The sequence below is a fragment of the Nodosilinea sp. AN01ver1 genome (genome assembly GCF_050565655.1).
Classification (GTDB): Bacteria; Cyanobacteriota; Cyanobacteriia; order Phormidesmidales; family Phormidesmidaceae; genus Nodosilinea.
In genome coordinates this window covers 12,042-27,411 of the sequence record NZ_JBNXVS010000011.1, presented here as the reverse complement: position 1 = coordinate 27,411, position 15,370 = coordinate 12,042, and the positions used below count along the sequence as shown (strand labels likewise).

Annotated in this window: 11 protein-coding genes; 5 read left to right on the top strand and 6 right to left on the bottom strand. The window is 60.9% G+C overall.

All coding sequences use genetic code 11. The features are described from left to right. Window positions 1-15: 15 nt before the first annotated feature. The 3 genes from ACQ4N7_RS11185 to ACQ4N7_RS11175 form a co-directional block, all read right to left on the bottom strand. Window positions 16-651 carry a DUF948 domain-containing protein gene (locus ACQ4N7_RS11185; protein WP_430711684.1) on the bottom strand — a complete coding sequence of 212 codons (636 nt, stop codon included), beginning with the start codon at window positions 649-651 and terminating at the stop codon, window positions 16-18. Window positions 652-675: 24 nt separating this feature from the next. Then, window positions 676-1,008 carry a YtxH domain-containing protein gene (locus tag ACQ4N7_RS11180; protein ID WP_194054785.1) on the bottom strand — a complete coding sequence of 111 codons (333 nt, stop codon included), beginning with the start codon at window positions 1,006-1,008 and terminating at the stop codon, window positions 676-678. A gap of 111 nt (window positions 1,009-1,119) precedes the next feature. Beyond that, on the bottom strand, window positions 1,120-1,473 hold the full coding sequence (locus tag ACQ4N7_RS11175; protein ID WP_430711683.1) for a hypothetical protein: 354 nt from the start codon (window positions 1,471-1,473) through the stop codon (window positions 1,120-1,122). 107 nt (window positions 1,474-1,580) lie between these two features. Here ACQ4N7_RS11175 and ACQ4N7_RS11170 point away from each other — a divergent pair, with 107 nt between their 5' ends. The 3 genes from ACQ4N7_RS11170 to ACQ4N7_RS11160 all read left to right on the top strand — a co-directional run bounded on the left by ACQ4N7_RS11170 (window position 1,581) and on the right by ACQ4N7_RS11160 (window position 6,193). Continuing rightward, window positions 1,581-3,755 (top strand): S-layer homology domain-containing protein, encoded by a 2,175-nt coding sequence (locus tag ACQ4N7_RS11170; protein WP_430711682.1) that lies wholly within the window; start codon window positions 1,581-1,583, stop codon window positions 3,753-3,755. Between the two features lie 305 nt (window positions 3,756-4,060). Next, entirely contained in the window at window positions 4,061-5,686 is a 1,626-nt protein-coding gene (locus ACQ4N7_RS11165) for an ArnT family glycosyltransferase (protein WP_430711681.1), read from the top strand. A 141-nt stretch (window positions 5,687-5,827) separates the two neighbouring features. Further along, window positions 5,828-6,193 (top strand): hypothetical protein, encoded by a 366-nt coding sequence (locus tag ACQ4N7_RS11160; protein WP_430711680.1) that lies wholly within the window; start codon window positions 5,828-5,830, stop codon window positions 6,191-6,193. A 134-nt stretch (window positions 6,194-6,327) separates the two neighbouring features. Here the strand turns inward: ACQ4N7_RS11160 and ACQ4N7_RS11155 are convergent, their stop codons facing one another. Beyond that, window positions 6,328-9,033: a UPF0182 family protein gene (locus tag ACQ4N7_RS11155; protein ID WP_430711679.1), complete on the bottom strand. Its 2,706-nt coding sequence runs from the start codon at window positions 9,031-9,033 to the stop codon at window positions 6,328-6,330. A 133-nt stretch (window positions 9,034-9,166) separates the two neighbouring features. Continuing rightward, complete coding sequence (locus ACQ4N7_RS11150) at window positions 9,167-11,239, bottom strand: cation:proton antiporter (RefSeq protein ID WP_430711678.1); 2,073 nt, start codon at window positions 11,237-11,239, stop codon at window positions 9,167-9,169. A gap of 397 nt (window positions 11,240-11,636) precedes the next feature. Here ACQ4N7_RS11150 and ACQ4N7_RS11145 point away from each other — a divergent pair, with 397 nt between their 5' ends. Together ACQ4N7_RS11145 and ACQ4N7_RS11140 are read left to right on the top strand one after the other, a co-directional pair. Further along, window positions 11,637-11,894 (top strand): DUF4160 domain-containing protein, encoded by a 258-nt coding sequence (locus ACQ4N7_RS11145; protein ID WP_278003475.1) that lies wholly within the window; start codon window positions 11,637-11,639, stop codon window positions 11,892-11,894. Beyond that, the gene (locus ACQ4N7_RS11140; RefSeq protein ID WP_430711677.1) at window positions 11,887-12,144 is read left to right on the top strand and encodes a DUF2442 domain-containing protein; all 258 of its coding nucleotides are present in this window, start codon (window positions 11,887-11,889) and stop codon (window positions 12,142-12,144) included. The genes ACQ4N7_RS11145 and ACQ4N7_RS11140 overlap by 8 nt, the downstream gene beginning before the upstream one ends. A gap of 14 nt (window positions 12,145-12,158) precedes the next feature. On the opposite strand, the gene uvrA is transcribed toward ACQ4N7_RS11140, so the two are convergent. After that, the gene (gene uvrA, locus ACQ4N7_RS11135; protein WP_430711676.1) at window positions 12,159-15,275 is read right to left on the bottom strand and encodes an excinuclease ABC subunit UvrA; all 3,117 of its coding nucleotides are present in this window, start codon (window positions 15,273-15,275) and stop codon (window positions 12,159-12,161) included. Between the last annotated feature and the right edge of the window lie 95 nt (window positions 15,276-15,370).

The following is a 15,370-nucleotide window of genomic DNA, read 5'->3' as shown; positions in this document are numbered from 1 at the left end:
GCCTTTTAATGGAGCTTAAGGCGATCGCCGGGGAGGAGCCTCGGGGACTTCGGCCCTGGGCAATATCTCTGGAAGCGCCTCAGGAGCGGCTTTGAACGGGGTTTCGTCTAGCGGCGGGGCGGCGCTGGCGGGCAGGGTGCGATCGCCAGTTTGGCCATTATCCTCAACCAAACCGGGGTCAAGGTGAGCTAGGGGCTCCTCTGGGCGGGGACGGCGCTGCTCGGGTGGTTGAGCTCGCGGCGGGGGCGGGGTTGGGCGGTTGAGCTTGCTCTGCGATCGCGGCGGCGCATCGTTAGTCCAGGCTCGCCAGGCGGCTCTGGCTCCGGTCAGCAGGCTCTTGGTGCCCGTATTCAGGCGCTTGGCCCCGTGCTGGGCGGTGCTAATGCTCTGGTTTACCTGCTGCGCGACCTGGCCGGCGCTCTGCACCCCTTCGGTGACGTCATCGGTCAGCTCCACAATTTCTAAACCGGTGAGGCGAATGGCCTCCAGGGTGGGGGGCAGCTCACGGCCCAGGGTGTCAAAAAACTTTTCGGCGCTGCGGGCAGCCCGACCCAGCTCGCGCATGGCGGGGATAGCCACCATGAGCACCGCCGTCAAGCTAATGACGACCAGCAAAAACGACAGGGCTAGCCAAAACAGCGGGTCGGCCAAAACAAATGCTCCTACTCCTGCCTCCTACTCCTGCCCAGAGCCGTTGGTGGCTATGGGGGTAGCACTCAGCTGCTCGTACTCCTGGCGGCTGGCCTCTTGCCCGGCGGCGATCGCCTCCCGCAGCCGGGTTAGGGTGTGCTCCCAGTTGACCAGGGCCGTCTCTGAGAGGCGATCGGCCTGGAGGTGCACCGAGGTCGAGAGATCTTCTACCAGCTCAGGCAGGGCATCGGCAGACTTTTTGAGAATGCGACGGGTTTCGCGCCCGGTACGGGGGGCAACCAGCAGACCAGCCACTGCGCCCATGGCGGCCCCCAGCATCAGCCCGCCAATAAACCCTCCAGATTGCTTGTCGCTCATGGTGTTTTTTGTCCTGTGGGTAGCCAATCCGTCGTCCTGTCCATCGCCACACTATCTACTGACAAGCTGACAATGGCCTCAACCATTCTACTGGTGAGGGCTGGGGCAATCCTATCGTCTTTTGGAAAGAGCCGCTCTAATCTTAGGGCTGGGGCGACGGCCCCGCATTCTCAGCCAGCGATTGGCCATGGGCAAAAGGCCCACTACGCCCATTACCTGCTCTAGGCGCAGCAGCTGAAACTGAAGCAGGCTATAGCTCTGCCGCAGGTAGGCCGTCCCCGACTGGCCGCGCAAAATCGCGGGGGGAATAACCGCCGGATTGAGAATGTTGTGGCCGTTGCGCTCCCAGTTGACCAGGGCATCGGCCACGGCCCCCAGGGTTTTGCTCAGTCGCCACAGCCGCCAGGCCACGTAAAAGCAAAACAGCGCAATCACTAGATTTAGGCTAACGGCAACCGCAATCACAATTTTCGCCCTATCCTTTTAACTTGGCTAGATCATAACGGTATTTTGGCATAGCGACATTTTTAACCACCCGCCATCATTAGTGCTGTCGTTAGGACGTTTTTCCGTTGGACACCATCGCTAAGACCCTCGATGTTGACCCGAGTCGTGGGGTAGACGAACCCTCGGGTCGTCCTCACCTACCCCACAAAACCCTGACGATGGCGCTGGGCTCGGCCCAAGGCGACACTCTAATCAAGCTGGCTCCCGGCACCTACAGCGCCGCTACAGGGGAACGATTTCCCATTACGGTGCCCGACGGAGTGATGATTGCCGGGCAGGAGGTGACCCAGGGCCAGGAAGTTGTGATTGCGGGAGGCGGGGCCGGGCCGGGGGGAGCCTCGGTAGGGCTGATTATTCAGGGCCAGAGCCAGCTGCGCGGGGTCACGGTGCAAAATCCGCAGGGAATTGGGATTTTGGTTAACTCCGGTGCGCCTCTGGTGAGAGCCTGCCGCCTGAGCCAGTGTGGGGTGGGGCTACAGGTGGCCAGCACGGCCCTGCCCCTGGTGAGCAACACCCGCGTGGAGACCTGCGGCGATCGCGGCCTGAGCTTTGTCGACCAGGCTCGCGGCGAAGTGCAGGACTGCACCGTAGAGCGCTGCGGCACCGGCATCTACATCGGGCAAACGGCAGCACCGCTGATTCGCAGCTGCCAAAGCTCCAACAACCAGATTGGCGTGCAGGTGGCAGGCTCGGCCAGCCCGGTGCTGCGGCAAACTCGGCTGGGGCAAAACCAAACGGGCCTGGTGGTGCAAGATGCGGGCCGCCCCGACCTGGGCCAGCCCGACGATCCGGCGGGCAACATTCTGCGCTACAACCGCCAGAGCGACTTGCGCAACGACAGCCGTCAAAGCCTGCTGCTGCTGGGCAACGATGTGATCCCTCAGGGGCTGGTGGGGGCCGTTACCCTGGGAGCCAGCCAGCAGCCCGACCCCGCCGCCGTACCGCCGCCGCTGCTCGATCGCCCGGCCTCTGGCGAAGCACCCGATACCCCCGGCATTCTAGAGGAAGTCTTGGCTCCCTCAATTGATGTGCTCCCGGCTCCGCCACCCGCCCCTTTGACCCGCAGCCGGTTTCGCGATCTGGGCCACCACTGGGCCACCGCCTACATTGAGGCCCTGGCCGATCGCGGCCTGGTTAAGGGCTACCCCGACAATACCTACCGCCCCGAAGCTCCGATTAACCGGGCTCAGTTTGCCGCCCTGGTGGCCGCCAGCTACAGCAATCCCCCGGTGCGAGGCTCGGTTAACTTTGTGGATGTGCCCCCCAGCCACTGGGCGGCCAGCGCCATCGACCAGGCCCAGCGCCAGGGCTTTTTGGGCGGCTACCCCGACCAGACCTTTCGCCCCGACCAGGGCATGGTGCGGGTGCAGGCGATGGTGGCCGTGGCAACAGGGCTAAAGCTGCCGCCTGCCCCCGCGAGCACCCTGGGGGTCTACCGCGATCGCGCCCAAATTCCCAGCTACGCGATCGACGCTCTGGCCAGCGCCACCCAGGCCGGATTGGTAATCAACTACCCCGATCCGGCCCTGCTGCGCCCCCTAGAAACCATGACCCGCGCCGAAGTGGCCGTGCTGATCTACCAGGGGCTGGTGACCCAGGACAAAGCCCCTCGACTCAATACCGTTGCTACCCCACCCCCTACCATGCCCCAAGGCTCGTTTCCCGATATTCAAACCCACTGGGCGCTAGATTTCATTCAGGGTCTGCTGAGCCTGGGCCTGGTGCAGGGCGATGATGCCGGCCGCTTTAACCCGGCCCAGCCCATGACCCGCGCCCAGTTTGCCGCCCTGGTCAACCGCGCTTTTGCCCCCGCCCCCCGTCGCCCGGCCCAGACCTTTCGCGATGTGCCTGCTAGCTACTGGGGGGCCAGCGCTATTCAGACCGCCTACCGGGGCGGGTTTCTCTCAGGTTTCCCCGACCAGACCTTTGGGCCAGAAAACCCCCTGCTGCGGGCTCAGGTATGGGTGGCGCTGATCTCGGGGCTGGCGCTGCTGCCAAATGCGCCCGGCAACCTGGCGCTGCTGGGGCTTTACCGCGATCGCGCCCAAATTCCTGACTATGCGGTAAATGCGATCGCCAAAGCTACCCAGCTCAACCTGGTGGTCAACGTGCCCGACATCGCTCAGCTGCACCCCAACCGGGTGGCCAGTCGCGCCGACGTGTGCGCGGCGGTGTATCAGGCGCTGGTGCTGCAGCTGCGGGCACCGCGGATTGATAATCCGTTTATTGTGAGGCCGTAGGAGAGCAGGAGGGTGGCGGTCCCTGAGCGAAGTCGAAGGGGAAGTGGCGAGTGGGAGGGTGGATGGGTGGGTGAGGAGGTGAGGAGGGTGGGGGAGTAATAACAAATCCGAATTTCAAAAACCCTGGATCGAAATAGGTACCCCGTAGGGGCAAATGGTGGTTGCCCAGCCCAACAGGGGGTAGCCAAGGCGGCTGGCTCTCCCCGTGCCTCCCCTCCATCTATATTAGGGTGGGCACTGCCCACCACCTACCTCTGGCCATTCACTCCCAGGCTTTCTCCCTTTAGTCAGCCATCCAATTCGCCATGCCATTCTCCTCTAGCCCCACCACCCGGCAATTTAGCCTCCGCAAATCTGCCCTCGCACCCTACCTGGGGCTGAGCCTGTGGGTCGGCATTTTGCTGCTGCTGCGCGGCCCGCTGCAAAGCCTGATGCCCCACGACGAGGGCTGGTATGCTCAGCAGGCCCGGTGGATTGTGGAAACTGGCGACTGGGTTACGCAGCCGTGGTGGGGTGCCCCGGTGCACGATCGCATGATGGGCATTCAGTGGCTGATCGCGTCCTCCTACAAGCTGTTTGGGGTGAGCGAGTGGTCGGCCCGGCTGCCGGGGGCGATCGCCTCATGGGGAGCAGTCATGCTCACCTACGCGATCGGCCTGCGGTGCCTGACCCCGGCGATCGCCCTGTGGGGCGCAGCCATTTTGGCGGCCACCCCGATCTGGATGCAGGCCTCGCGGCTGGCCATTCAGGATGTGCCCCTGACGGCGCTGGAGCTGCTGGGCATCTGGGCGCTGCTGCAGGCCGAAACTCAGCTCCAGCAGCGGGCCTGGGGGTTTCTGGCGGGCTGCACCGTGGGGCTGGGCTTTATGCTCAAGAGCATTATGGTGATTCCGGTGGTGATGGCTCTGGGGCCGTACCTGGTGCTGGAGCACCGCCGCCACCGCCACCTGCTGAATCCGGGACTCTACTTGGGTTTGGTGGTGGGTATGGTGCCCGCGATCGCCTGGCTGGCCCTCAGCGTGCAGCGCTACGGCACCCTGCCCCTGGAGCGCACCTTTGGCCTGCTGGTCAACCTGGCCCAGGAAGACTTTCACAACGTCGGCCCCCTCTACTATTTCTGGAATATTCCCCTCAACGCCTTTCCCTGGCCGCTGCTGGCGGTGCCGGGGGTGTGGCTGGGGTGGCAGTCGCCCTACCCGCGCAAGGCCCTGTGGCTGGGGTATCCGCTGGTGCTGTTTACCCTGCTCACCCTGTTTAAGACCCGCACCTGGTACTACCCGCTGCAGCTGCTGCCCTTCGTGGCGCTGCTGGCGGCCCTCACCCTCACCACCCTGGGGTCGCTCTACCAAACCGGGCGGCGGCGGCGACTGGTGGCGGGCCTGACCTATGGTCTCGCCAGCATTGGCGCGGTGCTGGTGGGGGCCGGGATCGTGGTGCTGCTGCGCCCTCAGTGGATTGCTGTGGCAGACCTGTGGCGCTACGCCCTGCTGGCGATCGCGGCGGGGCTGGGCTGGCTGGTGCCTCTGGGGGTTTACTGGCGCTCTAGAACTCGATCGCGGCGGGCTGAGTCGGCTCCGCTGTGGCAGGCGGGGTGGCTGCTGGGGCCGTGGCTGGCGATCGCGCTGCTCTACACCACGGGCCTGTGGGGCAACTACAACCCTGATGTCAAGCTGGCGCTGACCACGCCTCCCCTCCAAGCAATTGTGGCGGATAACCCAGTTCACATCATTGTCAACAGCATTAGCCTCGGTGACGAAGATGCAGTGCTGATTACCTTTTACACGCCCCAGCCCGGTGTCGCAACCGACAGCTGGCAAACCCTGGCTCCGGGCAGCTACGCCTGGGTCGCCGTGCCAGACCTGGGGACGCTACCCGCCGAGACGGTACGCCTGGGCCAGGTGCGCGACTGGGTACTGGTGCAGCTTCCTTAATCTTTGGTTGAAGTCTCCGTAGAGCTGGCAAAGCGAAGTGTTGTATTAGATACCACTAGGGCAATCTAGGGGGAAAGGTCAATCGCTGGTCACAGGCCGGACGTTGGCCTGCATTTTTTATCAACCTCGGAGCACTAAGCCATGGCTAAGTTTGGAGTGAAGATGACGGCAACAGTGGCGTTGGGCGCGATCGCCGTGGCGACGACGGCCACCATCGCCCAGGCACAGTCTCGCGTAGACTGGCTGCACCACGGCGAGACGATTACCTACAACGGCTACCTACTGGCCGAGGAGTCCGTTTTTGCCAGCTGCGACAACGACTGTGCCGACCTGGATATATTTCTCTACGACGCAGTCAGTGGTGAACTGGTAGCGTCAGACACTCTCGTCGATGCGGTCCCTGTAGTGGTCTCTCCCTACGAGGGCGATTTCTTGATTGAGGTGGTAATGGCCAGCTGCAGCCTTGAGCCCTGCGAAACCTGGACCGATTCGGACGCTGGGTTTTAGGCCAGGCGCGATCGCCCGATTGGTCTAAATTAACCGTTTCGCTAACCCTAAAAGGGCTCGGGCAATGGTCTGAGCCTTTTCCGTTTAAATCTGGCAGCCATACCACAGTCAGGTCTGGGCCAGTCTGCAGCCTGCTACAGGGCTGATGCATCGCTCAGGGGCAGCGCCGATTCAGCCGCCGTACCCTCTGTCGCCGGGGCAAATAGGGCCTGGAGCGCCTGGTCGAGGGTGGGTTCCATCACCACCTGGTCGCGGTAGGCGATGATTACGCGGGTGAGTTCGGGCAGCTTGCTGTCTTCGGCCTCCAGGTACAGGGGCTGTACATACAGCAGCGCCTGCTCCACCGGAATAATCAGCAAACTACCCCGGTTTACCCGCGACCCCTGCTGGTTCCACAGAGAAATTTGCTCAGAAATAATTGGGTTTTGGCTAATGCGGGCTTCCACCTGCTGGGGGCCAAACACCAGACTTTCTCGCGAAAACTGGTAGACCAGCAGCTTGCCGTATTCGTCGCCGTCGCAGCGGGCCGCCATCCAGGCGATCAGGTTTTGTTTGTTGACCGGGGTAAAGGCCGACAGCAGCACAAACTCAGCGCTGCGGCTGGGGTTGGCCGTGGCGTCGATGGCAGACAGTTCCAAAATCAGGTAGTGGGGCGGCATCGCCTGGCTGGTGGGCAGCGGGCCGGGCAGGCTGGAGTCAAATAGCCAGTTGTTGACGTTTCCTTCGCCCCCTTCGCCATCACCTAGATCGCCGTCCACCTGGCGAATCTGTTCGGGAATTTGCCACAGGTCTTCTTTGTTGTAAAACACCTGGGCGTCGCTCATGTGGTAGGTGGCATACTGCTGGGTCTGCACCTCAAACAGATCGTTGGGGTAGCGAATGTGCGATCGCAGCTCTGCTGACATGGCCTCCAGTGGCTTAAACAGGCTGGGGTAAATGCGCTGGTAGGTTTCGATGATAGGGTCTTTGGGGGTGGCCAGATAAAAATCGACGCTGCCGTTGTAGGCATCGACCACCACCTTGACCGCGTTGCGAATGTAGTTGAGATCGCCGCTGGGGGTGGGCTCGCTGTAGGGGTAGTAGCGGCTGGTGGTGTAGGCGTCGATCATCCAGTACAGGCCGCCATCGGCAATCACCAGGTAGGGGTCCTGGTCGTAGCGCAAGAAGGGGGCCAGGGTCTGTACCCGCTCGGTGATCTGACGGCGAAACAGAAAGCGGCTATCGGGGTTAAACTCCTGGCTCAGCAAAATTTGCCAGTCGCCAAAGTGCCAGGCGTAGAGCAGGCGCTGCCAGAATGCCCCCATCGGCAGTCCGCCGCTGCCCTGGTAGGTGGTGTAGATGTTGGCTTCTTCTTTGGGATAGTCAAGCTCCTGGGCATTGGTGTTGACAAACACATCGATGTCGGTGAGTTCGCCAAAGTAGATGGCCGGGTTGTCGATAGGAAAAGCCGCCGCCGCCGCCGGACTGGTAGCCCGAGGCGGAATATCCTGAATGAAAAAGTCGGGCAGCCCCACCCGCGTCACTACGTTTACCGGGCTCAGGGCCAGGCCGTAGCCGTGGGTGTAAAAGAAGTGATCGTTAACCCAGGTGCGAGCCCGTTCGGGAATCAGCGAGTAGTCGAGTTCGCGGGCCGAGTGCATCACCTGGCGCAGGTCGCCGTCGATGGTGTAGCGATCGACATCGACGCTGGGAAACTGGTAGTAGGGGCGAATTTCCTGCAGCTGGCGGTAGGCTGCAAGCAGCGGTTCGTTATCCCAGAGACGAATGTTTTTGAGGGTGGCGGTATTGTTGGTCAGGCTCTCAGCGGTCAGATTGTCTTTGACCTGAAAAGATTGGACATCGACCTCGCTGAGGTTGTAGCCCTTTCGGGTAAAGGCAATATTGTGCTCGATGTAGGGGCGATCGCGCTCCAGCTCGTTGGGCAGTACCGCAACGCGCTGCACCAGGTCAGGGTAGAACACCCCCGCCCCCAGAGCCGCTAGCCCGTAGCCACCAAAGATCAGCAGCAGCCCGGTCACCTGCCAGGGCAACCAGCGCCACTCGGCCTTGGCCTGAGCCGCCTTGAGCGCGACCAGCGCGGGGCTAAAAACAGCCAGATAAAGCAGCGCCAGCGCCCCCACCCAGGCCAGGCCCGCCAGCAAAAAGTCAGCGGGCATTTGGGCGTGTACGTCGGTGTAGTTGGCCCCCGCAAAGGAGCCCCGATTGGAATACATCAGGGTGTAGCGGGCCAGCCAGTGGCCCAGCCCCTGAAACAGCATCAGCACCCCTCCCAGGCCCAACAGATGCCGCTGGACCTGCTGGGGCAGCAGCGGCTGAGCGGCAACAGGCTGCCGCCGCAGCCGGAACCCGTAGCAGAGAGCCACCAGCCCGGCGGTAAGCACCCCCACCCAAAACCCCCACCGCTGTAGCTGCAGCAGCAGCGGCAGGCTAAACAGGTAAAAGCTAATGTCGTGCTGCAAAATGGGGTCGGCAAGACCTACCGGCTGCTGAAACAGCACTACCAGAAAGGTAAACCAGTGGGCCATCGCGATCGCGGCCACCGACCCGCTGACCAGCACCACCAGCAGCCTGCGCCAGAGTCGCTTGATATAGGGCGGCCAGGCCAGCCGCAGGTTTAGCCCCAGCCACAGGGCCATACCCAAAAACACCACCAGCCCCAGCCCCCACGGAGCCGCCCGGTTGATCCACCACACCTGAGCGTAGCCCAGGTGAGAAAACCAGTTCTCGTCAATCCACAGCCCCACCCCCAGCTGCAGCAGTACCCCAACAATCAAGAGACCGAGCAGGGCGATCGCGGCAGAGGCCCAGTTTCGGGCCGGAGATGGACCATCAGCAGTCATAGGTCAGGCGAGAATAAACGATGCTGGGCTCTAAATTAGTCGGACGCATCACGCCCCATCAAGGCTTTAAAGGGTAGCCATAACTATAGGTAGGCGATGTGGTAATTCGGTGTTAAACCTGTGTCGTACCAGCCTACAGTTGCCGACTTTCCATCTCTACCAGCTGACGAATCTCGCCGAGGGCACTTTCAGGAATGATGCCTTCCGAGACTAGCTTTTCGAAGACCTCCTCTTCGCTGATGTGGGCGGCGTGGTTCGCCACCTGGGTTTGGAGGGCAATGGCCAGCTCGTGGCGACTGGTACCCATCACCGAAAGCTGGTGAAAGGCTCGCTTACTCTTGCTGTGGTAGAACTGGATGCAGTCTTCGGCGATAATCGGCTCGACCGCCTGTGCTGCCTCCAAATGCTCAATGCGCTGGGCCACCTTACGGCTGACATAGGCGGTGGCAGCATGGTACTCATAGCGCACCATTGAACGATGCCGACGGCGTTTGCGACACCAGTCACGACCGGCCGCAAATCGCTGCAAATGCTTCACCGCAAAATGTTCTAAAGGAGACTCGGTGGCCCACATCGGCGGCATCTTGGGCGGAAGTTTGTTGGCCAGCACGTCATCCCGCTTGGCCTCTACCAGCAGATTCAGCTTACGCAGCACCGCCTCCGATAGCAGTCCCTGGTCGTAGAGATCGCGATAGGCCTGCTGTTCTATCTCTAAACCCTGCAGCCAAAACACCTGGCGGCCCAGGCCGGGGTTGGTCTTCAGTTCGTTCCAGATTAGGGTAACTTCGTCTTCAGCCCGAGCTAGAGCCGTTTGGTAGTCTTGGCGCAGGGTGTGAATCACCGCTTCGTCAAATAGGCCCACGGCATCCAGCTTGTGCAGATACCGCAGCACCTCGCGCTTGGCCAGCACCGTCGCCTGCGCCTTGCCGAGCGACTCTAAAATCGGCGGCTCATCTAGCTTCAGAAAGTGGATCACTTTGCCGGTGGTGGTGCCGCTGACCAAAATCGTAAATAGCGCCACCCCCAGAGTCATGGCAATAATCAGCTCCCGGTTGGGAAAGTTGTTGGGCAAGCTAAGGGCCAGGGCCAGCGCTACCGCACCCCGCAGGCCACCCCAAAAGGTCACCACCTGAAAGCGCCAGCCGATGGGTTCTGTCTTGCGCTGCAGCCAGTTAGAAACGGGTGTTAACCCAAACACCACCACAGCTCGGGCCAAGACCGCCATCACGATGGCCCAGCCGATCGACTGCCAGAACCCCACGTCGCTGACTCCCAGCTTAAAGATGAAGCCAGCGGTGGTAATGCCCACCAGCAGAAAAATCAGGCTGTTGGCAATAAAGGCGGCATACTCCCAAAACTCGTGCAGATAGCGGCGCACGTCTGGATTGAGGCGTTGGTCTACGTAGAGCCCAACGATAATACCGGCAATCATGACCGCAATGACGCCAGATACATGGAAGAAGTGATCGGCGGCAATAAATGACGCATAGGCCACGATGATGGTGACGGTCATTTGAATCAGCGGATTGTGGCGAGCCTGAGCGATGGAATAGGCCATGATGGTGGCGATCGCCGTACCCACCAGCAGCCCTCCCCCCAGCACGACAAAAACATTGACCGACGCCTGCTCGACGGTATCTACACCAAACTCGCGAGCGGCTACAGCAGCCAGCACCAGGTCGAAGAGTACGATGGCGGTGGCGTCATTCAGCATGCTCTCTCCCTCTACCAGCATCGTCAGCCGTTTGGGAACGCCAAAGTCTTTAAAGAGAGCAATGACGGAGACGGGGTCGGTGGCCGAAATTAAGGCCCCAAATACCAGCGCCCCGCCCAGCGATAGGGGGGTCAACCAGGCCAGACTGCCGCCCACTATCAGTGCAGAGACAAGTAACCCCGGTCCTGCCAGAATCAGAGCCGGGGTTAGGGTTTTGAGCAGTACTCGGTTGTCCAGATTCAGGGCCGATTCAAAAACCAGCGGCGGCACAAAGATGTAGAGAATCAGGTTGGGCGAGAGGGTCAGAACGTTGAGGGTTTCAAAGGGTAGGTCGGTTGACGTCAAAAACCCCAGGCCTAACCCAATGATGACCAAACCGATGGTGTAAGGAAAATTGAGGCGTTTGAAAGTCACTGCTCCCAGGCAGGCTACCAGGAGTAGGAGCAGAATCTCGATCTGAGCGGTCAGGAGCGGATTGTGCAGGCTATTCATTGAACCATTGCGCTTTGTTAATCGTGTCTATGACGTAGTGCAACACAGCGTCCCGGCGATCTTTCCCTAAGGAACACAGGACAAGCCAGGAAACCTCTTGGCTTTGTGAGGGTTCTATCGCAACAAGGTTTCCGGTGGTGGGCTGGACAGCACTGGACGGCGCTGATTGCCCCACCAGCTTTTGCCCCGGACCAAGCATGTGCTGGAACCCTCGCGTGAAGATTTGTTGCTATACGACTATGGGCTAGAGCCTAAAACCGCCGTATAGCAAACCTGTGTCAGAGCTGTGACAATGCATTCTGGGGCGCAGGATCCCTAGGGGTAACGTTCCCCTCTCACCCCTGCGCGTTGAGAGGCTGGTTGAAACAAGCGTTACAACAGGATTAGTGATACATCTATGCCTACAGTTTTATACTTGCGGGGTTGGCGCTTCCACTTTTACTCAAACGAAGGAAGTGAGCCCATCCACATTCATGCCCAAAAAGGGGAACGAGACTGTAAGTATTGGCTAGATGTAGATGCCTATGAAATTCGCGAAGCTTATACTTACAATCTGTCAGCGCGAGATACTAGAGAAGTCCGTAAAATTATCTTGCAACATTTTGATGACATCGTAGAGGCTTGGGACTCTGCTTTTGGAGGTAATCATGACTAAGCAGCATGAGGTCGAGAGCTTAGCGTTTGATGGTGACTGGATGACCTTAGGCGTAGATCAGCGAGTTTATCGACTGCCGCTAGCTCAGGTTTCAAAACGGCTACTACAGGCGTCCGCAGCAGATCGCAACATCTACCGCATTGCGCCATCGGGCTATGGCATTCACTGGCCTACTCTAGATGAGGACTTGTCGATTAACGGATTACTAAAGTTGGCAAAGGCTCAATCACAAGCTCTAGAAACTCATTGACCCGCCGTTGTGAATCAGCCAGCCGATGCCGAGATGCCAGTGGGGTGCTGCTCTAGTACCTTGGCCAGGTACTTGCCCGTGTAGGAGCCGGGCACCTGGGCCACCGCTTCGGGGGTGCCCACCGCGATCAGCTCGCCGCCGCGATCGCCCCCCTCCGGCCCCAGGTCGATAATCCAGTCTGAGCAGCGAATCACATCCAGGTTGTGCTCGATGGTGAGTACCGAGTTGCCCTTATCCACCAGGCGCTGCACCACGTCCAGCAGCTTGTGTACGTCGTAGAACGACAGGCCGGTGGTAGGCTCATCAATTAAGTACAGGGTTTTGCCGGTAGAGCGGCGGGCCAGCTCCGAGGCCAGCTTCATGCGCTGGGCCTCGCCGCCGGAGAGGGTAGGGGCCGTCTGCCCCAGGCGAATGTAGCCCAGCCCCACATCGACCATGGTTTGCAGCCGGGCCTGGGCCTGGGGAATATTTTCGAAAAAGGCCAGGGCTTCTTCGGCGGTCATGTTTAGCACATCGGAGATGTTCTTGCCTTTGTAGGTGACTTGCAGGGTATCGCGGTTGTAGCGCGCCCCCTTGCACACCTCACACTGCACGTACACATCGGGCAAAAAGTTCATTTCGATCACGTTGACGCCCTGGCCGCCGCAGGCCTCGCAGCGCCCACCTTTGACGTTAAAGGAGAACTGGCCCGCCTTGTAGCCCCGCGCCTTGGCCTCGATGGTTTCGGTGAACAGGTTGCGGATGACGTCGAAGACGCCGGTATAGGTAGCGGGGTTGGAGCGGGGGGTGCGGCCAATCGGCGACTGGTCGATCACGATCACCTTGTCGAGCGCCTTCAGCCCGTCGAGCTTGTCGAGGTGCTTGGGGAAGGGCACCTTGCTGCCGAAGTGGTGCTGTAGGGCGGGGTAGAGCAGCTCGTTGATCAGGGTCGATTTACCCGAGCCGGAGACGCCGGTCACGCAGACCAGCTCACCCAGGGGAATTTCGATATCCAGGTGCTTGAGGTTGTTGCGGTGGGCGTTTTTGAGGGTCAGCGATCGCCCGTTGCCCGGTCGTCGCTCGGCTGGGGTAGGGATAGATACGCGCCCCGACAGGTAGGCCCCCGTGAGGGAATCTTTGGCGGTCATCAGAGTTTTGAGGTCGCCCTCGGCCACAATCGAGCCGCCGTGGATGCCCGCTCCTGGCCCAATATCTACCAGGTGGTCGGCGGCGCGGATCGTGTCTTCGTCGTGCTCGACCACGATCAGGGTGTTGCCCAGGTCGCGCAGGCGGGTGAGGGTGTTGAGCAGGCGATCGTTGTCGCGCTGGTGCAGGCCAATGCTGGGCTCATCCAGCACGTAGAGCACGCCCGTGAGACCGGAGCCAATCTGGGTGGCCAGGCGAATGCGCTGGGCCTCGCCGCCGGAGAGGGTCATGGCGGTGCGGTGCAGGGTGAGGTAGTCTAGCCCGACATCCATCATGAACTGGAGGCGGGCGCGAATTTCGCGCAGTACTAGAGCGCCGATCTGGAGCTGCCGGGCCGAGAGTTTGGGGGCGTCGCCCTCTTCGCCCACCAGGGTGCGAATGCGCTTGAGGCACTCGCGAATGGAGACATTGGTGAGGTCGCTGATCGAGTGGGGGCCAATGCGCACGGCGTTGGACTCGGGCTTGAGCCGGGTGCCGTGGCAGACCTCGCAGGTCTGGTCGATCAGGTACTTTTCTAGCTTTTGCTTGTGCAGCTCAGAGGTGCTGTCTTTGTACTGGCGATCGAGGATGGGCAGCACCCCCTCATACTGGCGGTGGTAGCCCTTGCGATCGCGGTAGCGCGAGTCAGACTCTATATAAATTTTCTCCTCGCTGCCGTGGAGCACGATGTGCTGCTGCTCGGGGGTGAGCTGATCCCACCGGCTCTGGATCTCGAAGCCAAAGGCCTGGCCGACGCTGTAGAGCAGCGAAAAGTAGTAGGTGTTGTCTTTTTCAGACCAGGGGGCGATCGCGGCGTACACGGGCAGCGACGGGTCGGGCACCACCAGATCGGCAGAAAAAGTGCGCAGACTGCCCAGCCCGTGGCAGTTGGGGCAGGCCCCGTAGGGCGAGTTAAAGGAGAACAGCCGGGGCGATAGCTCCTCCATGACCGCGCCGTGCTCGGGGCAGGCGAAGTTTTCTGAAAAGACTAGTTCTTTGGGCAACCCGTAGCTGCCCTCGGCCTCGGCGGCCTGGGGCAGGCGATCTGAGATCGATACTACATTGCTGCCGGGAGCCGGGGCCTCGGCGGTTTGGGGCTTCTCGGCCAGAATTTCAATCACCGCGATCCCCTCCGATCGCTTCAGACAGGTGCGCAGCGAGTCGGCCAGGCGGTCCTCCAGCCCTTCTTTTTTGACCAGGCGATCGACCACCACTTCAACGTTGTGGCTGTAGTTTTTGTCGAGTTCAATGTTGTCGGTCAGCTCGCGCAGCTCACCGTCCACCCGCACCCGCACAAAGCCCTCCGAGGCCAGGCTGGAGATCAGCTTTTTGTGGGTGCCCTTTTTGCCCCGCACCACGGGGGCGAGGATCTGAAAGCGGGTGCGATCGGGTAGCTCCATAATCCGATCGATCATCTGGTCGATAGACTGCGGGGAAATGCTGCGATCGCAGTGGGGACAGTGGGGATCGCCCGCCCGTCCGTAGAGCAGGCGCAGGTAGTCGTAGATTTCGGTGACCGTGCCCACGGTGGAGCGGGGGTTGTGGGAGGTCGATTTTTGGTCAATGGAGATGGCCGGGCTCAGCCCCTCGATCGCGTCCACATCGGGCTTGTCGACCTGGCCGAGGAACTGGCGGGCGTAGGCGCTCAGCGACTCGACGTAGCGGCGCTGGCCCTCGGCAAAAATGGTGTCAAAGGCCAGGGAAGACTTGCCCGAGCCCGACACTCCGGTAAACACAATCAGCTGATTGCGGGGAATCTCCAGGTCCAGGTTCTTGAGGTTGTGCTGGCGCGCCCCGCGAATGCGGATCACATTGTCGTCGATGGCGGCGTGGTGGTGGGCCAGACCTGGGCTGGAGCTGTCGGTGCGGGCGCTGCTGCCATTTTGAGAATGAGCACCACCCTTGCTGGACGCTTGGCCTTTTTTAGCGGCGGCGGTTTTCTTAGCAGAAGCGTCCGATTTGGGCATGTCTGGGGGCTTAGTGACAACGCATGTACCAATTTAACATTTTTAAATACTTGTCAAGGTTAGAACAACCTGGCGGTCTCAGGCGCTGCCCCAGC